The 16505-nt window shown below is 65.1% G+C and carries 19 protein-coding genes; 8 read left to right on the top strand and 11 right to left on the bottom strand.

Annotation, left to right across the window (positions count from 1 at the left end; all coding sequences use genetic code 11):
* Window positions 1–89: 89 nt before the first annotated feature.
* Window positions 90–560, bottom strand: coding sequence for a winged helix-turn-helix transcriptional regulator (locus UP06_RS33790; protein WP_045008030.1), 471 nt, complete (start codon window positions 558–560; stop codon window positions 90–92).
* 96 nt (window positions 561–656) lie between these two features.
* Between UP06_RS33790 and UP06_RS33785 the strand changes: the two genes are divergently transcribed.
* Together UP06_RS33785 and UP06_RS33780 are read left to right on the top strand one after the other, a co-directional pair.
* Window positions 657–1430 (top strand): SDR family NAD(P)-dependent oxidoreductase, encoded by a 774-nt coding sequence (locus UP06_RS33785; RefSeq protein WP_045008760.1) that lies wholly within the window; start codon window positions 657–659, stop codon window positions 1428–1430.
* Between the two features lie 173 nt (window positions 1431–1603).
* Window positions 1604–1786, top strand: coding sequence for a hypothetical protein (locus tag UP06_RS33780; protein WP_045008029.1), 183 nt, complete (start codon window positions 1604–1606; stop codon window positions 1784–1786).
* Between the two features lie 72 nt (window positions 1787–1858).
* Here UP06_RS33780 and UP06_RS33775 read toward each other — a convergent pair whose 3' ends face one another.
* Window positions 1859–2467 carry an FMN-dependent NADH-azoreductase gene (locus UP06_RS33775; protein ID WP_045008028.1) on the bottom strand — a complete coding sequence of 203 codons (609 nt, stop codon included), beginning with the start codon at window positions 2465–2467 and terminating at the stop codon, window positions 1859–1861.
* An 83-nt stretch (window positions 2468–2550) separates the two neighbouring features.
* On the opposite strand from UP06_RS33775, the gene UP06_RS33770 reads away from it, so the two are divergent.
* Window positions 2551–2970: a winged helix-turn-helix transcriptional regulator gene (locus UP06_RS33770; RefSeq protein ID WP_045008027.1), complete on the top strand. Its 420-nt coding sequence runs from the start codon at window positions 2551–2553 to the stop codon at window positions 2968–2970.
* On the opposite strand, the gene dprA is transcribed toward UP06_RS33770, so the two are convergent.
* Together dprA and UP06_RS33760 are read right to left on the bottom strand one after the other, a co-directional pair.
* Entirely contained in the window at window positions 2962–4104 is a 1143-nt protein-coding gene (gene dprA / locus UP06_RS33765) for a DNA-processing protein DprA (RefSeq protein WP_045008759.1), read from the bottom strand. The two genes, UP06_RS33770 and dprA, sit on opposite strands and share 9 nt — an antisense overlap.
* Before the next feature lie 84 nt (window positions 4105–4188).
* Window positions 4189–5160: an ABC transporter substrate-binding protein gene (locus UP06_RS33760; RefSeq protein WP_045008026.1), complete on the bottom strand. Its 972-nt coding sequence runs from the start codon at window positions 5158–5160 to the stop codon at window positions 4189–4191.
* A gap of 172 nt (window positions 5161–5332) precedes the next feature.
* Here UP06_RS33760 and UP06_RS33755 point away from each other — a divergent pair, with 172 nt between their 5' ends.
* Window positions 5333–6577, top strand: coding sequence for an amidase (locus UP06_RS33755; protein WP_045008025.1), 1245 nt, complete (start codon window positions 5333–5335; stop codon window positions 6575–6577).
* On the opposite strand, the gene UP06_RS33750 is transcribed toward UP06_RS33755, so the two are convergent.
* From UP06_RS33750 to UP06_RS33735, 4 genes are all read right to left on the bottom strand, one after another.
* Window positions 6569–7777, bottom strand: a complete 1209-nt coding sequence (locus UP06_RS33750; protein WP_045008024.1) for a patatin-like phospholipase family protein — start codon at window positions 7775–7777, stop codon at window positions 6569–6571. The genes UP06_RS33755 and UP06_RS33750 overlap by 9 nt on opposite strands.
* 211 nt (window positions 7778–7988) lie before the next feature.
* Window positions 7989–8585 carry a glycerol-3-phosphate 1-O-acyltransferase PlsY gene (gene plsY / locus UP06_RS33745; RefSeq protein ID WP_045008023.1) on the bottom strand — a complete coding sequence of 199 codons (597 nt, stop codon included), beginning with the start codon at window positions 8583–8585 and terminating at the stop codon, window positions 7989–7991.
* Window positions 8586–8686: 101 nt separating this feature from the next.
* A complete protein-coding gene (locus UP06_RS33740) occupies window positions 8687–9988 on the bottom strand; it encodes a dihydroorotase (RefSeq protein WP_045008758.1) in 1302 nt (433 codons plus the stop codon).
* A 5-nt stretch (window positions 9989–9993) separates the two neighbouring features.
* Window positions 9994–10941: an aspartate carbamoyltransferase catalytic subunit gene (locus UP06_RS33735; protein WP_045008022.1), complete on the bottom strand. Its 948-nt coding sequence runs from the start codon at window positions 10939–10941 to the stop codon at window positions 9994–9996.
* A 217-nt stretch (window positions 10942–11158) separates the two neighbouring features.
* On the opposite strand from UP06_RS33735, the gene UP06_RS33730 reads away from it, so the two are divergent.
* Window positions 11159–11929 carry a M15 family metallopeptidase gene (locus tag UP06_RS33730; RefSeq protein WP_045008757.1) on the top strand — a complete coding sequence of 257 codons (771 nt, stop codon included), beginning with the start codon at window positions 11159–11161 and terminating at the stop codon, window positions 11927–11929.
* Between the two features lie 21 nt (window positions 11930–11950).
* Window positions 11951–12751 (top strand): CPBP family intramembrane glutamic endopeptidase, encoded by an 801-nt coding sequence (locus UP06_RS33725; protein WP_045008021.1) that lies wholly within the window; start codon window positions 11951–11953, stop codon window positions 12749–12751.
* 112 nt (window positions 12752–12863) lie between these two features.
* Here UP06_RS33725 and UP06_RS33720 read toward each other — a convergent pair whose 3' ends face one another.
* Window positions 12864–13787 (bottom strand): AEC family transporter, encoded by a 924-nt coding sequence (locus tag UP06_RS33720; protein ID WP_045008020.1) that lies wholly within the window; start codon window positions 13785–13787, stop codon window positions 12864–12866.
* Between the two features lie 3 nt (window positions 13788–13790).
* Window positions 13791–14282: a Holliday junction resolvase RuvX gene (gene ruvX / locus UP06_RS33715; RefSeq protein ID WP_045008019.1), complete on the bottom strand. Its 492-nt coding sequence runs from the start codon at window positions 14280–14282 to the stop codon at window positions 13791–13793.
* A 45-nt stretch (window positions 14283–14327) separates the two neighbouring features.
* On the opposite strand from ruvX, the gene UP06_RS33710 reads away from it, so the two are divergent.
* The gene (locus tag UP06_RS33710) at window positions 14328–14543 is read left to right on the top strand and encodes a hypothetical protein (RefSeq protein ID WP_045008018.1); all 216 of its coding nucleotides are present in this window, start codon (window positions 14328–14330) and stop codon (window positions 14541–14543) included.
* On the opposite strand, the gene UP06_RS33705 is transcribed toward UP06_RS33710, so the two are convergent.
* Window positions 14530–15420 (bottom strand): LysR family transcriptional regulator, encoded by an 891-nt coding sequence (locus tag UP06_RS33705; protein WP_045008017.1) that lies wholly within the window; start codon window positions 15418–15420, stop codon window positions 14530–14532. The genes UP06_RS33710 and UP06_RS33705 overlap by 14 nt on opposite strands.
* Before the next feature lie 53 nt (window positions 15421–15473).
* Between UP06_RS33705 and UP06_RS33700 the strand changes: the two genes are divergently transcribed.
* Window positions 15474–16493 carry an NAD(P)H-dependent flavin oxidoreductase gene (locus UP06_RS33700; protein WP_082081820.1) on the top strand — a complete coding sequence of 340 codons (1020 nt, stop codon included), beginning with the start codon at window positions 15474–15476 and terminating at the stop codon, window positions 16491–16493.
* Window positions 16494–16505 lie beyond the last annotated feature (12 nt).

The raw sequence follows: 16505 nt of genomic DNA, 5'->3' as shown, positions 1-16505 counted from the left end.
CCGAACGACCAGCCTTCGCCTAACGTCTCCCTGTGGTTATGGGTCCCGGCCTTCGCCGGGACGACACTGAGGAGAGATCGTGAGTAACGTTATCCAGCCGACCTTCGGCGCGGCGCCGGTCGCAGCTTCAGCGTCGTATCGGTCTGGCTGAGCAACCGCCCATCCTCCGCGCGCAGCTCGAGCTTCTTCACCGGGCGGCCTTTCTCGCGATCGACCAGAATCGTCGCGATCTCCTCGGGGCGATCGTCGAACGCCTCGCTCCATTGCCGGAGTGCCACCAGGATCGGGAAGGTGCCGCGGCCTTTCGGCGTCAGCACATATTCCTGATAGGCGCTGCCATCGGAAGCCGGGGCGGTTGCCAGAATGCCGTGATCGACAAGGGATCGCAGCCGTACCGCAAGAATGTTCTTGGCCATGCCGAGCTTGCTCTGGAATTCGCCGAAGCGGCGCAGGCCGAGCAGCGCCTCGCGGATGATCAGCAGCGACCACCAGTCGCCGATCGCCTCCAGCGATCGTGCAACCGGACAGGAATCGCCCTCGAAGCTCGTTCGTTTCACCATCGTCCCGTCCCGATCACGCGCTTGTGTGGTTGCATCATAAAACCGTATGCCCTAGATGGCAAGCGTAGTTTCATTATGCAACCACTGGAGGCGAGCGTGAGGCTCAAGAACAAGACGGCACTGATCACCGGCGGCAACAGCGGCATCGGACTTGCGACGGCAAAGCTGTTCGTCGCGGAAGGCGCGAAGGTGGTGATCACCGGGCGCAACAAGGAGACGCTGGCGGCTGCTGCGAAAGAGCTCGGCCCGAACGGCCTTGCCGTCGAAGCTGACATCACCGACATCGCCGCCACGGAAAAGGCGATCGCGCAAGGCGTCGAGACATTCGGCAAGTTCGACATCGTGTTCGCCAATGCCGGCATCCCCGGCAATACGCCGGTCGGCGGCACCACGCTCGCGGCGTTCGAGCAGGTGATCCGCACCAATCTGACCTCGGTCTTCTTCACCGTGCAGGCGGCACTACCCCATCTCAATGACGGCGCATCCATCATCCTCAACGGCTCGGTAATCTCGGTGCTCGGCAATCCCGGTTATGCGGCCTACGCCGCGAGCAAGGCCGGTGTGCGCGGGATGGCGCGCGTGCTCGCCTCAGAGCTTTCGCCGCGCGGCATCCGCGTCAACGTGGTGGCGCCGGGCGCGATCCGCACGCCGATCTGGAAGGGCGCTGCACCGACAGAGCAGGCATTCGCCGTGCTGGAGGGCCGCATCGCCAAGACGACTCCGCTCGGGCGCATTGGTGAAGTGGATCACATTTCGAAGACGGTGCTGTTCCTCGCGTCGGATGATTCTGCACATGTCACGAGTGCGGAAATATTCGTCGATGGCGGTTCGACCGGATCGCCAGCGGGCGCGCCGATCTATCGCGGTTGATCAATTCAAATGCAAATTGAATCGGTCGGCGCATGCCAAGCGGTTGCGCCGACCGGTTCCCACATCTCGCCAGATGTATTTTCTGAAGCTTGCGTGATGCGTTGAACCTTCGCGCGTGCTGCCAAGACCTTTTTACAGGCCGGGGTCAAAAGACCCATTTAAGGGAACCCGTCATGCCAAAGGCAGCACGTATTTTTTCTCCGATTTCAGCACCGCGTATTTACACCGAAGAATCCGCCATACCTGCGAAGCGTTCCGACACGTCAGAGTTCATTGGGGTCGCGCTGTTCTCCGGCATCGGCTTGTTCATTTCGCTCGTTGCCGTCATCCTGGGCGTGCAGGGCGCCTGGTTTTAGTTTCACGGAACGTCTGCCGTTTGATCAGCCGCCGCAGGCAATCTCGCGGCGGCTGATGATGTCGGCGTGGCCTCAGGCCGCGCGCAGGCTCGTTGCCGCCTGGAGCGCGTTCGCGAGCGATTTTTCGCGATGGTCCGGGCCAACCTGGATGCCGTCAGCGAAGATGAATTCGGGGTTGGTGACGCCGATGAAGCCGAACACCCAGCGCAAATACGTTTCGAGATGCTCGCCGACCGCAGCAGGCGTGCCCGCGCCATAATAGCCGCCGCGCGAGATGGCCACGATCACGCGCTTGCCACCGGCAAGACCCTGCGGGCCATTCGCGTCGTACTTGAACGTTTTCCCTGCCACGAGGACGCGGTCGATCCACGCCTTGAGCTGGCTCGGAAGCGTGAAATTGTACATGGGGGCGCCGATCACGACGATGTCGGCATCGAGGAACTCATTCAGAACAGCCGCGCTTGCGGCGAGATCGGGTCCAAGTTCCGCGGGCGCCGGCGCGCCCTGCGCAGCCGCGAGGTGCGATCCGGAGAGGTGGGCAAGCGGGGTCTGGGTCAGGTCGCGATAGACGATGTCGAGCGACGGGGTCGCCTGCCGCAGCCGGTCGACGATGGCGGCGGAAACCTGCCGGCTGACGGAGTGGGGGCCGAGCACGCTGGAGTCGATATGGAGGAGTTTCATTTGGGTCACCCATGGTATATGTTTGTAACCAGAGCTACATGAGTGACTGTCGAAATCTCCGCAAGAACGCACATTTTTGGGCCATGAGCACATTGTTGAAACCTGCGCACATCGATTTGCCTGCCCCTCCGACGCGGCCGGATCCCAACCACGCCGGCTGTCGCGGCGTCGCCTCGGTGCTCTCGCGTGTCGGGGACAAATGGAGCGTGTTCGTCATCATGACGCTTGGCGACGGACCGAAGCGCTTCAACGAGCTCAAGCGCATCATCGACGGCATCTCGCAGCGAATGCTGACCCTGACCCTGCGCGGGCTCGAGCGGGACGGGCTGGTGACACGGACGGTGTTTCCGACCATTCCGCCGCGGGTCGATTATGAATTGACCGAACTCGGTCGCGGGCTCGCCGATCCCGTGCAGGCGCTTGGCAAATGGGCGTTTGCGCATCTGCCGGAGATCGAGGGCGCGCGGACGCGGTTCGACAAGCGCAACGACGGGCTAAAGTAGAGAAACCAGTCCGCCGCCATGGCGTTCGAGCCGGCCGGCGAGCTCGAGCTCCAGCAGCACCGTGCGCACGATTGCGGGCGATGCGCCGGACATCCGCACGAGATCGTCGATCGAGATCGGGGCAGGGCCGAGCAGGCCGGTGATCTGGCCGCGGTCGTGCCCTTGCGGATCGCTCTCGAACGGCTCGCTGTCGGGCTCGCCTGCGGTGCGCATCGCCGGGCGCTCCATGATCGGTGCGACAGCGTTGATGATGTCGGCGGCCTCGGTGACGAGCGTCGCACCCTGCTTGATCAAATCGTTGGTACCGGCGGCGCGCGGATCGAGCGGCGAGCCGGGCACTGCAAACACTTCGCGGCCCTGTTCGGCAGCCATGCGTGCGGTGATCAGCGAGCCCGAGCGGTGCGCCGCCTCCACCACGACCACGCCGAGCGAGGCGCCCGAGATCAGCCGGTTGCGGCGGGGGAAATCGCGGGCGCGCGGCTCATGGCCGAGCGGCATTTCGGAGATCGCAGCACCACTGCGGTCGAAGATCGCTGTGAGCAGATCGCCGTGCTCGGGCGGATAGATGCAGTCATGGCCGCCTGCGAGCACAGCGACCGTGCCGCTCTCGACGCTCGCGCGATGCGCGGCCTGGTCGACGCCGCGCGCCAGCCCGGAGATGATGACAAACCCGGCCTCGCCAAGCTCGCGGGCGAGCAAGCCTGCGAACTTCAGTCCGGCGCCGGAAGCATTGCGCGAGCCGACGATGGCGATCATCGGCCGCATCAAGGTCGCGTTGTCGCCGCGCACGGCGAGCAGCGGCGGCGCGTCGTCAAGCGTTGCCAGCCGCGCCGGATAGCCGTCCTCGCCGGGTGCGAGCCAGGCGATGCCGAACTTGCGGCTCGCGGCGAGCTCGGCCTTCGCCTCGTCTGCGCTACAGATGCGCGCCGATCGCGACGCTCCGCCGCGGCGCGCCAGATCAGGCAGGCGCTCCAGCGCAGCGCGCGCAGTGCCAAAATGATCGACCAGCGACCGAAAGGTGCGCGGCCCGACATTGTCGGAGCGGATCAGCCGCAGGCGGTCGACCCGCTCGGTCTCGGTCAGCTCCACGCTTGGATTGATGGCGTCCACGGTGTCTCCTTGCAGGCACAGAATGGAACAACCTGAGGGAGTGGGCAACAGGGGGTGTGTTTGTTTCTATCGCCGCAATCATGGACCGAGGAGGAGAAGTCGGCACTCCTACTCGATGACCTCGTCCGCGCGCACCTGCAACGACTGCGGAATCTCGAGGCCGAGCGCCTTGGCGGTCTTCAAGTTGATGACCGTCCTGAACTGGGTTGGCTGCTCGATGGGGATGTCGGCCGGGTTCGCGCCCTTCAATATCTTGTCAACGAAAACAGTGGCGCGGCGAAACATAGAGGTGAAGTCCACCCCGTACCCTACGAGCGCGGCCCCCCGGGACGCGACGATGGGTGCGGCAATCGATGGCACGCGGCACTTTTCGACAATCGCCCCGACCAACGCCGAATTGGTCACAAACGCATTGGCGTCCGTGATTACGAGACCGTCCATAGCGGTGGCGCCGACGATTGATAGCGCGTTGTCGAGGTCGCCGGGGATGTCAACCTCGATCGGTCGCAGCTCCACCTTCATTGTCAACGCGGCGTTCGTCATGGCACTCATTGTGCCGTTGTTCAGGGGGTTGCCTCGTTGCATAAGCACCCCTGCGCGGGTCATCGAGGGAGCTATGCTCGCAAGAACCTCCAACCGCTTCGCAGCTAGTTCCGTGAGGAAAAAGGTCTGTCCGGTAATGTTGCCACCGGGATGAGCCATGCTGGCTGCAAGGCCCAAGGATACCAGATCGGGACCGACGATCATCACGGTTGGAATTGTGGTCGTCGCACGGTGCGCGGCAAGAACCCCGGGAAATGTGGCCGTCACGAGAACGTCGACGCCGAGGGCGACCAGTTCAGCAGCCAGCGCCGGAAGCCGGTTGTCGTCGCCATCGGCGTCGCGATATTCAACGTGGACGCTCTCACCCTCAACCCAACCGAGACTGCGAAGCGCAACGAGGAACGCGTCGACCTCCGCATTTCGCGGTGGGGGGAGGAAAAGGCCGATCCGAGAGACGCGCTTCACTTGCTGAGCGCGTGCGGCCGTCGCCCACGCCAACGCCCCACCGGCCAAAGTGATGAATCCGCGTCGTTTCATAGCTGCGCTTAATCGCTCATCCTCTAGCGAACAGTAAGCATTTTTCGGCACTGGTCCAGCCACGTCAACGAACGGGTGGATCAGAACGCGCACTGCCTAAGCCGACACCGCGTCAGCGCTTGCGTGGCTCCTTCGCAATGCTAAAAGCGATGCCAATAAGAAGGGTTTTGCCATGATCTCACTTGCCGACCTCCAGCGCCGCATCGAAGCGGGCGAGCTTTCGCCTGAGGACGCCATCGCGCAATCGCACGCGGCGATCGAGGCCAGGGAGAAGGACGTCCGCGCCTTCGTCCGGCATGACAAGTCAGCCAAGGCACAAGCCTCCGGGCCGCTGCGCGGCATCGCTGTCGGCATCAAGGACATCATCGACACCGCCAATATGCCGACCGAGATGGGCTCGGAGATCTATCGGGGCTGGCAGCCGCGCGCCGATGCGCCGGTCGTGATGATGCTGAAGCGGGCGGGGGCCACCATCATCGGCAAGACCACGACCACGGCGTTTGCCTCGCGCGATCCGACGCCGACGCTCAATCCGCACAATGTTGGCCACACGCCGGGCGGCTCGTCGTCGGGCTCGGCGGCGGCGGTCGGCGCCGGAATGATCCCGCTGGCGCTGGGCACCCAGACCGGCGGCTCGGTGATCCGGCCGGCAGCCTATTGTGGCGCCGCTGCGATCAAGCCGTCGTTCCGCATGCTGCCGACCATCGGCGTCAAATGCTATTCATGGGCGCTCGACACTGTCGGCCTGTTCGGCGCCCGCGCGGAGGATCTCGCGCGCGGATTGCTGGCGATGACCGGGCGAACTGAATTCGACGGCATCGTTCCGGCCAAGGCGCCGCGCATCGGCGTGGTCAGGCAGGAGTTTGCGGAAGCCGTGGAGCCGGCGGCGGAAGAGGGGTTGCTGGCGGCGATCAAGGCCGCCGAGCGTGCCGGCGCCAGCGTCCGGACCATCGACCTGCCCGAGGCGGTGAAGGAAGCCTGGCGCATCCACCCGATCATCCAGGATTTTGAGGCGCATCGCGCGCTCGCCTGGGAGTTTTCCGAGCGTCACGACGAGATCGCGCCGATGCTGCGCGCCAGCCTCGATGAGACCGTCGGACTGACGCCGAAGGAATATGACGACGCACGTCGGATCGCCCGTCGTGGCCGCCGCGAGCTGGCTGAAATGTTCGAGGGTTTCGACGTGCTGCTCACCTATTCCGCACCGGGCACAGCACCGGCCAAGGAGCTCGCCTCGACCGGCTCGCCCCGTTACAACCGGCTGTGGACGCTGATGGGCAATCCTTGCGTCAACGTGCCAGTGCTGAAGGTCGGCGGACTGCCGATCGGCGTGCAGGTGATCGCGCGCTTCGGCAATGATCCCGGCGCACTCGCAGCGGCGTGGTTCCTGGAGGATGCGTTGGCGAAATCAGGCTAGCGCGGGTTCGGCAGAGACAATGCGCTGACCTGGCGTCGGCCGCGCAACGGCGGCGTTCGAACCTTGCCCGAGCCAGCGCTCGGCGGCCTGGCGGCCGCTCCGATGCAAGAGGCGGATGAAGCCGCGGCCGAGGTCGGTCGATGAGCGCTGCGCCAGGCCCTCGATCGAGTCTTCCGCAGCGATCCTGAACAGCCGCAGCGAAGGCGCTGCGTGCGATCGCGCCCATTCCAGCGCTGCGATCTCGGCATTGAGGGCGGCATTCGCCGCGATCTGGTCGAGCCGACGGTCGATCGCGGCGAGCGTGATCGGCACATAATTGTCTCGGGACGGGGTGACCTGAACGAGCAGCACGTCCGTCGCCGCCGTTTCCTGCACCAGCTTCACGAGCGGCGGATTGCCGCCGTAGCCGCCGTCCCAATAGGCCTCGCCCTCGATCTCGACGGCGCAGTGAACCAGAGGCGGACAGGTCGAGGCGAGTGCGACGTCTGCATTGATCGCGTCATTGCGAAAGATCTGCTGCTGCCCGTCACGAATCCGCGTCGCCGCGATCTGAAGCTTTGGGCACCTCGCATCGCGCAGCGCCGCAAAATTGATGTCGCGCGATAGTGCCAGCCGCAGCGGGTCGAGATCGAACGGATCGAACTGACCGGAGCGCAGCGTCGGCCCGAACGCGACCGAGCTTCCTGCCGGCGAGAAGCCGCCGACCAGCATCAGCGAGCGGAACGAGGCCTCGTGCATGAGCCGGACCCAGAACCGGTTCAGCCGCGCGCGGGCGCCCTCGCGCCCGCCCTCGGCAAAACCGCTGGCGAGCAGCAGCGCGTTGATGGCGCCGGCGCTGGCGCCGCTGATCGTGTCGATCTCGATCGACGGCTCTTCCAGCAGCCGCTCCAGCACGCCCCAGGTGAAGGCGGCAAAGGTGCCGCCACCCTGCAAGGCCAGCGACAATTTTCGGGGCGGCCATTGTGTTGAGGGCGCGGTCCGCGTTGGCATGACCGGCGTGGCGACAGCTACAGGCTCGACAGCATGAGCAACTGGCGCAACAGGAGCAGGTGGCGGAGCCGGCGATGAAACGGCGGCGGGCTTTGGCGCAGGAGGGGGCGAGGGCGCATCGGACCAGATATTGGTCATCGAGAGCAGCCGGCTTGCTGCAGTGCCCTGCAAGCCACCCTCATCATGCGTGCCGATAATCTTCTCGCTCATTCTGAGCTACCGCGTAACGCCATTTCCTCTGTCAGGATGACAGGCATGGAACCCGTTCGCCAATACAACCGTGATTCGGCCCAGAGTTGCGAACAGGAATTGGCATATAATGCGGAGGAGGCGCGGCGGTATCCGTACTTTTTCCGGTCTTAGATTTTGTTTTGACGCGTTTTCTTGACGCGAACCGGTATCCACTTCGCTCGAAAACGCTCTAGGCCTTCTCGCCGATCCGGCTTTCCTTGCCCGATTGCAGCCGTTTGATGTTCTCGCGATGGGCGTAGAACAGCAGCAGCGTCAGCACCACGGCCAGCGCAGACAATGCGAGATGGCCGAACCACCACAGGAAGATTGGGGTGATGAAGGACGCCACCAGCGCCGAGAGCGAGGAATAGCGGGTGGTGAAGGCGGTAGCTAACCAGAGCACACAGAAAACGACGGCGGCCGGCCAGAACAGCCCAAGCAGGATGCCGATATAGACGGCGACGCCCTTGCCGCCTTTGAACTTGAGCCAGACCGGGAAGAGATGGCCGAGGAAGGCGCCGAGCCCGGCCACCATCGCGGCATTCGGGCCTGCGATGTAGCCGGCGATCACCACCGCCGCAGTGCCCTTGAGCGCGTCGAACAGAAGGGTTGCTGCGGCAAGGCCCTTGTGTCCCGTGCGCAGGACGTTGGTGGCGCCGATACTGCCGGAGCCGATCGAGCGCAGGTCCTGCGTGCCGGCGAGTTTGGTCAGGATCAGCCCGAACGGAATCGAGCCGAGGAGGTAGCCGATGATGAAGGCCACCGGCAGGAATGCTTCAAGCCCCATGGGGGTGTCTCCATGTCCGACATAGCCAGCGCCCATGATCTGGTCCTGACGTGTTACGGCGGCGACGTGAGACGCGGCCCGCATCGCCAAAATACGGCATCTCAGACATGCTCAAAAACCGTCCGTCCGCCAACGATGGTCCGGACCACGCGGCCTGTAAAGCGGGCTTCGTCGAATGGCGTGTTCTTGCTGGGCGATTTGAGATCGGCGGGATCGACCACCCAGGGGACATCGGGATCGATCACGATAACGTCCGCCGGTGCGCCGGTGCGCAGGGTTCCGCCGGGCAGGCCCAGAATCTCGGCCGGCCGGGTCGACATCGCCCGGATCAGCGTCTTGAGGTCCAGCTCGTCATTGTGGACCAGCCGCAAGCCCGCCGGCAGCATGGTCTCAAGCCCGATGGCGCCGGGTGCGGCTTCCGCGAACGGCAGGCGCTTGACCTCGACGTCCTGCGGATTGTGGTCGGACATGATGACGTCGATGAGGCCGGAGGCCACGGCTGCGACCAGCGCGCGGCGGTCGTCCTCGGTGCGCAGCGGCGGCGACAGTTTCAGGAAGGAACGGTAGGGCCCGATGTCGTTCTCGTTCAGCGCAAGATGGTTGATTGAGGCCGAGGCGGTTACGGCGAGGCCGGCGTCACGGGCACGTTTGAGGATTTCGAGCGAGTCGATGCAGGTCAGCGAAGCCGCGTGATAGCGCCCGCCGGTGAGCGCGACCAGGCGCATGTCGCGCTCGAGCATCACGGCCTCCGCCGCGTTCGGGATGCCCATCAGGCCGAGCCGGCTCGCGAACTCGCCCTCGTTCATCACGCCTTCGCCGACGAGATCGGGATCCTCGGTGTAGTGCACGATCAGTGCGTCGAAATCGCGCGCGTAGGTCAGCGCGCGGCGCATCACCTGCGCATTGGTCACGCTTTTGTCGCTGTCGCTGAAGGCGATTGCGCCGGCGGCCTTGAGCAGGCCGAACTCGGTCATCTCCTCGCCGTGCATCCCTTTGGTGAGCGCCGCCATCGGCTGGATGTTGACGATTGCGGTGTCGCGGGCGCGGCGCATCACGAAATCGACGGTCGCCGAATTGTCGATGACCGGCGAGGTGTCGGGCTGGCAGATGATGGTGGTGACGCCGCCGGTCGCAGCCGCCTGGCTCGCGGACGCAAAGGTCTCGCGGTGGCTGAAGCCGGGCTCGCCGACAAAGGCGCGCATGTCGATCAGGCCGGGTGCCACGATCTTGCCGGAGCAGTTGACGACGTCGGTGCCCTCGGGGACGCCGGCCGCGCCGATGCCGCGGCGGGTCTCGCGGATGATGCCGTCTGCAATCAGGACGTCGCCGGGGCCGTCGAAATCCCGCGAGGGATCGACGACGCGGGCGTTGGCAAGCAGGATGGGTCGTCGATCGGTCAACATGAGCATCACGCGTTCGGCAGGTTGCGGGCGAGCGCTTCGAGCACGGCCATGCGTACGGCCACGCCCATCTCCACCTGTTCACGGATCAGGGATTGCGCGCCGTCGGCGACGGCTGAGTCGATCTCGACGCCGCGGTTCATGGGGCCGGGATGCATGACGAGCGCGTCGGGCTTGGCGTAAGCGAGTTTCTTCTGGTCCAGCCCGAAATAATGGAAGTACTCGGAGGTCGACGGCACGAAGGAGCCGTTCATGCGCTCGCGCTGGAGCCGCAGCATCATGACGATGTCGGCGCCGTTGAGCCCCTCCCGCATGTCGCGCGCCACCTCGACGCCCATGCGTTCGAGCCCCGGCGGCAGCAAGGTGGTCGGGCCGACCACGCGGACGCGGGCGCCCATGGTGTTGAGCAGGATGATGTTGGAGCGGGCAACGCGCGAATGCAGCACGTCGCCGCAGATCGCGACCACGAGGCCTTCGATCCGGCCCTTGTTGCGGCGGATGGTGAGTGCGTCGAGCAGCGCTTGCGTCGGATGCTCGTGCGCGCCGTCGCCGGCATTGATCACGGAACCGTCAACCTTGCGGGCCAGCAGTTCCACCGCACCGGAGGCGTGATGCCGGACCACCAGGATATCCGGGTGCATGGCGTTCAACGTCATGGCGGTGTCGACCAGCGTCTCGCCCTTCTTCATGGACGAGGAGGAGACCGACATGTTCATGACGTCGGCACCCAGGCGTTTGCCCGCGAGCTCGAACGAGGACTGCGTCCGGGTCGAGGCCTCGAAGAACAGGTTTACTTGCGTCCGTCCACGCAGGACGGTGCGCTTCTTGTCAACCTGGCGGTTGAGCTCGACATATTCTTCGGACAGGTCGAGCAGGCCGGTGATGTCGGCCGCGGAAAGGCCCTCGATGCCCAGCAAATGCCGGTGGCCGAGGACGAAGGTCGATTTCGATGTCATTAAAACGAGAGCTATAGGCGGGGATGGCTGGGGGGGCAAGGGCCAATGCCGGGGCGGGGAGTTATCCCCTGATCTGTCGGGTTCTGCGTCCTCCGTCATGCCCGGGCATAGCCGTCCGAAGGACGGCGTCGCTTCCGCTCGCCTATGTCCCGGGCATCCACGTGCTTCATTCGCATTTGACGTAAAAAGGCCGTGGATGGCCGGGACAAGCCCGGCCATGACGATATGGGGGCTTCAGTTGAAAACAATTCTGACGGCGCTCTTAGCAGCAATCATCATCAGCGAAGCCCACGCCCAATCGCTCCCCGGCGGCTTCGTCTATTTGCGCGACATCGATCCCAGCATCATCCAGGACATCCGCTACGCCAGCTCCAACAATTTCATCGGCCGTCCGATGAGCGGCTATGGCGCGGGCGAGTGTGTGGTGAAGCGGGAGGTGGGGTTGCGGCTGAAGGCGGTGCAGCAGGAGCTGGCGGCACAAAACCTGTCGCTCAAAATGTTCGACTGTTACCGACCGGCGCGCGCATCGCTCGATATGGTGAAGTGGTCGCAGAACGGCCGGGAGACAGCAGCAGAGCGGCGCTACAATCCGAAGATCCCGAAGACGGAGCTGTTTCGCCTTGGCTATATAGCGAGCCGCTCGCAGCATTCGACAGGTGCGGCGCTCGACCTGACCCTGGTCGATCTGAGGGCTGACAACTCCGCCAAATACGATCCGTCAAAAACCTATGCCGACTGCACGGCGCCGGTCGAGGCGCGCATCCCGGAAGGCAGCGTCGACATGGGCACCGGCTATGACTGCACGGACGCGAAGGGACACACCGCAGCACCGTCGATCACGCCGGACCAGCGTGCCTGGCGCAAGCGGCTGGTCGCTGCGATGGCTCGGCAAGGCTTTGTGAACTATTCGAAAGAGTGGTGGCATTTTTCCCTGCCGGGGGCGGGCGGGGCGGCCTATGATTTCCCGATCCAGCCGCGGCGGAACTGATTCCGGTCGCAGGAAAGCGCCATGACTGAGATTGAGACTGAGCCCAGCCTCGCGACCTCTGAAGTCTTCAACGATCCGCCGCTTGACGTGACGCCCGCGGACGCCGCGCCGCGCGTGTGGAAATTCTGGGGCACGGCACTGTGGGGGATCCTCCTCTTCGTCGCGATGTTCGTCGGACAGATTGGCGCCATCGTCCTGTTCGTGGTGTATCGCGGTCTGCCGCTCAGCCTTGCATCGATGCAGCTCGTCGGCGGCGAGCCGCAGGCGCTCGCGTTGTCGGTCATCATGGGGCTGCCTGCGACGCTTGCCGTGGCGTGGCTCGCCATCCGCATCAAGAAGGCATCCTTCGTCGATTATTTGGCGCTGCATTGGCCATCGTGGAAGCAGATCCTGTTTGGCGCCGTCGGTCTCATCGTGATCGTGCTGGTCTGGGAGACGATGTCGCGCAGCCTCGGTCGCGAGGCGACGCCGGGCTTCATGACCGATCTGCTGAAATCGGGCCGCGACAAGGGTGCCGTGCTACTGCTTCTGTTCGCCTTCAGCGTGGCTGCGCCGATGTCGGAAGAAGTTTTGGCGCGCGGCTTCCTGTTTCGCGGCTGGTCGGCGAGCTTCCTGCGCGTGCCCGGCGCGATCATCCTGTCGTCGCTGGTGTGGACGGCGGTGCATCTGCAATACGACATGTACTTCCTCGCCGAGGTCTTCTCCATCGGCGTCTGGTTCGGCTACATGCGCCATCGCGCCAACTCGCTCTGGCTCACCATCGTGCTGCATGCGCTGAACAACATGACGGCGGTGGTGCTGACGATGTGGCTGGGGAGCTAGGTCGGCGGTTGCCTCACATTCCGTCATTGCGAGCGCAGCGAGGCAATCCAGAATCTTTCCGCGGAGGGATTCTGGATTGCTTCGTCGCAAGGGCTCCTCGCAATGACGAGTTCTAGGCCACCAGCGCGATCGCGATCGGCATCGTGATCGCGGCCAAAATCGTTTGCAGCGTGATGATCTGCGCCAGCAGCGGCGCATCGCCGCCCATCTGGCGGGCCAGCACATAGGCGCTGGGCGAGGTCGGCACCGCCGCGCAGATCGCCACGATCGCGAGGCTGTCGCCGGAGAGGCCGAACCAGGCGGCGAGTACCAGCGCGAGCACAGGCATCAGCACGAGCTTGAACGCCACGCCGATCGTCGCACTCACGCTCGGGCGGAACAGGCCCTTGAGCTGGAGGCCGGCGCCGGTGACAAGCAGGCCGATGGCGAGCGAGGAGCGGCCGAGCGCATCGGCGACCTCGTGCCAGATTTTTGGCAGCGGCAGATGGATGACGTTGATGAAGAGGCCGATGGCGCAGGCCCAGATCAGGGGATTGCGGATCACCGTCATGACGATCGCGCGCGCGGACTGTTTCTCCGGCGATGCGTAGTGCGCCAGCACCGCGACGCTGAACACGTTGACCAGCGGAATGATCGCGACCATCGCTACGGAGGCCAGCGCCAGCCCGACATCACCGAACATGTTGGCGGACACCGAGAGCGCCACATAGGTCTGCCAGCGCGTCGCGCCCTGGAAGATCGAGGTGAAGGCGGGGCCGTCGATATCGAGCCGCGCCAGGGCCGGGCGGAGCGCAAGGCACAATAGCGACATCGCCAGCGCCGACAGCAGCAGCGCGCCGCCGACGCCGGCCACCGGCACCTTGGAAAGATCGGCCTTCACCAGCGTCTGGATCAGCAGCATTGGAAACAGCACGAAATAGGTCAGCCGCTCCAGCCCGTGCCATTGCGTGTCGAGCCGCATCAGGCTGTGCCTGAGCACGACGCCGAGCACGATGAGGATGAAGACCGGCAGCAGCGCCGCGATCACGACGGCCATGGATCAGCCATTCTCCGAAGCCGCGCGAAGATTGGTGAGCCGGTCGAGCGCGCCCTGCAGGATGAAGATCGCGGCGTGCTCGTCGATCACCTCGGCGCGCTTGGCGCGGCTGACATCCATGCCGATCAGCTCGCGCTCGACCGCCGCGGTCGAGAGCCGCTCGTCCCACAGTCCGATGGGAAGCGCGGTCAGGCCAGCCAGGTTGCGGGCGAAGGCGCGGGTCGATTGCGCGCGCGGGCCCTCGCTGCCGTCCATGTTGATGGGCAGGCCGAGCACGAAACCGACGGCCTTGCGCTCGGCGGCGATCGCCAGCAGGCGGGCGGCGTCCTGCTTGAATGCCTTGCGCTGGATGGTCTCGACGCCGGTCGCTAACCGCCGGTCCGGATTGGACACGGCAACGCCAATGGTCTTGGTGCCGAGATCCAGGCCGACGAGCCCGCCGCGTTCGGGCCAGTGGGTTGCAGCATCGATCAATGGCAGGATAAGAGCCGGCATGGTCTAGCGCATATCACGCGTCGCGCTGCGGAGTGAACCGGGAACATGGATGCACTGACGTTATTCGGCTTGTTTGCCGTCACCGCCATGCTGGTCTGCTATGCCATGGAGGACCGCAGCCACTGGTTCGTGCTGCTGTTCGCGGTGTCCTGCGCGCTCGGCTCGGCCTACGGCTTCCTGCAAGGCGCCTGGCCGTTCGGTCTGGTCGAGGCGATCTGGGCCGTCGTTGCACTGCGGCGCTGGCATCTCAGGCCGCGATGATTTCGTCATCCTTCTTCAGGCAGGCGATAAAGCCGCTGAGCGCACTGTATTGATGCCCGGCGCGGCGCTGGATGAACAGCGTTTCGACCCGCGCGTGTGACGGGCTCAGCGCGTGGATCGAGACGCTGCCGTTCATCGCGCTGCGCTCGACGACAGTGCGCGGCAGCAGCGTCACGCCCATGTCGGCCGCGACGCAGCCGATCATGCCGTCGAGCGTGCCGAGCTCGAAGCGCGCCGCGGACGGCCAGCCGAACTCGACAAAGATCTGTTCGAGCCGCTGGCGATAGGTGCAGCCGGTGCGGAACGCGAGCGCGGTCGGGCCGGACTCCGGCGTGCCGGCGCGCAGTTCGGCCAGCGAACCCCAGCGCCGCGCGCTGACCAGCACCAGCTCTTCGCGGAACGCGCTGGTCGCGGTGAGGTCGGCATGCGCGATCGGACCAGCGACGAAGGCGCCGTCGAACGTGCCGTCGAGCACGCCCGCGACGAGATCGGCGGTGGTCGCCGTTCGCAGGCTCAGGCGCACGGAAGGGAAGCGGCGGTGGAAATCGGCCAGCAGCGGCGGCAGCCGCACCGCGGCGGTGGTCTCCATCGAGCCGATCGCGAGCGGTCCCTTCGGCTCGCCATCGTCACGCGCCGCGAGCACGGCCTCGCGTGACAACGCGGCCATCCTTTGCGCGTAAGGCAAAAGCCTTTTGCCCGCGCCGGTGAGCGTCATGCCGCGGCTATGTCGTTCGAACAACGGCGTGCCGATCTCGGCCTCCAGAGCCTTGACGCGCTGAGTGACGTTGGATTGCACCGTGTTGAGCTCTTCGGCGGCGCGGGTGATGCCGCCGGTGCGGGCGACCGCGGCGAATGTCTGGATGTCGCTGAGTTCCATGGCTTCGTTTCGCTTTTGTGATGGCAGCGTTCGCTAGAATTCAATTTTCGAGAATGCTATTCCGGCCTAGTCTGGCTGTCGAGAGTGGAGCAGCCATGCCGATCACCACGCCGCTGACGGAGCTTCTCGGGATCAGGCATCCGATCCTGTCGGCGCCGATGGACACGATTGCGGGCAGCCGGCTGACCCGCGCGGTCAGCGAGGCCGGCGGCTTCGGCATTCTGGGTGGTGGCTACGGCGATCAGGCCCGGCTCGAGGCGGAGACCAAAGAGCTCAGCGGCTTTGCACCGTTCGGTATCGGCTTCATCACCTGGAGTCTGGCGAAGCAGCCAAAGCTTCTCGACATCGCGCCGGACGCGGGTCCGCAAGCCATTATGCTGTCGTTCGGCGCCCCCGCGCCGTTTGCGCCACGTATCAAAGCGCGCGGCGCGCGATTGATCTGCCAGGTGCAGAGCGAGGACATGGCGAAGCAGGCGCTCGACGCCGGTGCGGAGATCCTGATCGCGCAGGGCACCGAAGCCGGCGGCCATGGCGCGTCGCGCACCACCGTCGATATCGTTCCGGCGATCGTCGATCTTGCGGCAGGGCATGTGCCCGTGGTTGCGGCCGGCGGGATTGCCGATGGCCGCGGCCTTGCGGCGATGATGATGTTGGGCGCATCCGGCGTGCTGGTCGGCACCCGTTTCTATGCAAGTATCGAGGCCAACGGCGCCGAAGAGGCAAAGCAGCGCATTCGCGCGGCTGATGGCAATGACACCGTGCGCGGCGTCGTTCCCGATTGGTCGCGACAATTGTTCTGGCCGGCTCCGTTCACCGCGCGCACGCTGGTCAATGACCATATCAAGAGCTGGACCGGCCGCGAGGTCGAGCTGATGCAGCGCGCGGGCGAGATCGCGGTAGAGTATATGGCGGCCAGGGCTGCCGGAAATTTCGAGGTCGCGGCCGTCTTTGCCGGCGAGGCCGTCGGCCTGATCCATGATATCCCGCCCGCGGCAGAGATCGTCGAGCGGATTGCGCTTGAGGCCGAGCAGCTGCTCGCCGGCAGGCGCAATTCCATCGCATCGCTCGCCTGAAACAAGAGAGAC

This window comes from Bradyrhizobium sp. LTSP857 (assembly GCF_000938285.1).
GTDB lineage: Bacteria > Pseudomonadota > Alphaproteobacteria > Rhizobiales > Xanthobacteraceae > Bradyrhizobium.
The sequence above is the reverse complement of the archived record's forward strand: the minus strand, read 5'-3'. Positions and strand labels throughout refer to the sequence as shown.

Coding starts and splice junctions, on each gene's coding strand:
- UP06_RS33760 (WP_045008026.1), bottom strand. CDS start 5,160: ATGAAACGACGCGGATTCATCACTTTGGCCGGTGGGGCGTTGGCGTGG.
- UP06_RS33775 (WP_045008028.1), bottom strand. CDS start 2,467: ATGAAACTCCTCCATATCGACTCCAGCGTGCTCGGCCCCCACTCCGTC.
- UP06_RS33780 (WP_045008029.1), top strand. CDS start 1,604: ATGCCAAAGGCAGCACGTATTTTTTCTCCGATTTCAGCACCGCGTATT.
- ruvX (WP_045008019.1), bottom strand. CDS start 14,282: ATGCCGGCTCTTATCCTGCCATTGATCGATGCTGCAACCCACTGGCCC.
- UP06_RS33720 (WP_045008020.1), bottom strand. CDS start 13,787: ATGGCCGTCGTGATCGCGGCGCTGCTGCCGGTCTTCATCCTCATCGTG.
- UP06_RS33710 (WP_045008018.1), top strand. CDS start 14,328: ATGGATGCACTGACGTTATTCGGCTTGTTTGCCGTCACCGCCATGCTG.
- UP06_RS33750 (WP_045008024.1), bottom strand. CDS start 7,777: ATGAGCGAGAAGATTATCGGCACGCATGATGAGGGTGGCTTGCAGGGC.
- plsY (WP_045008023.1), bottom strand. CDS start 8,585: ATGGGGCTTGAAGCATTCCTGCCGGTGGCCTTCATCATCGGCTACCTC.
- UP06_RS33730 (WP_045008757.1), top strand. CDS start 11,159: ATGACGATATGGGGGCTTCAGTTGAAAACAATTCTGACGGCGCTCTTA.
- UP06_RS33725 (WP_045008021.1), top strand. CDS start 11,951: ATGACTGAGATTGAGACTGAGCCCAGCCTCGCGACCTCTGAAGTCTTC.
- UP06_RS33705 (WP_045008017.1), bottom strand. CDS start 15,420: ATGGAACTCAGCGACATCCAGACATTCGCCGCGGTCGCCCGCACCGGC.
- UP06_RS33700 (WP_082081820.1), top strand. CDS start 15,474: ATGCTATTCCGGCCTAGTCTGGCTGTCGAGAGTGGAGCAGCCATGCCG.
- UP06_RS33770 (WP_045008027.1), top strand. CDS start 2,551: ATGAGCACATTGTTGAAACCTGCGCACATCGATTTGCCTGCCCCTCCG.
- UP06_RS33735 (WP_045008022.1), bottom strand. CDS start 10,941: ATGACATCGAAATCGACCTTCGTCCTCGGCCACCGGCATTTGCTGGGC.
- UP06_RS33790 (WP_045008030.1), bottom strand. CDS start 560: ATGGTGAAACGAACGAGCTTCGAGGGCGATTCCTGTCCGGTTGCACGA.
- UP06_RS33740 (WP_045008758.1), bottom strand. CDS start 9,988: ATGTTGACCGATCGACGACCCATCCTGCTTGCCAACGCCCGCGTCGTC.
- UP06_RS33755 (WP_045008025.1), top strand. CDS start 5,333: ATGATCTCACTTGCCGACCTCCAGCGCCGCATCGAAGCGGGCGAGCTT.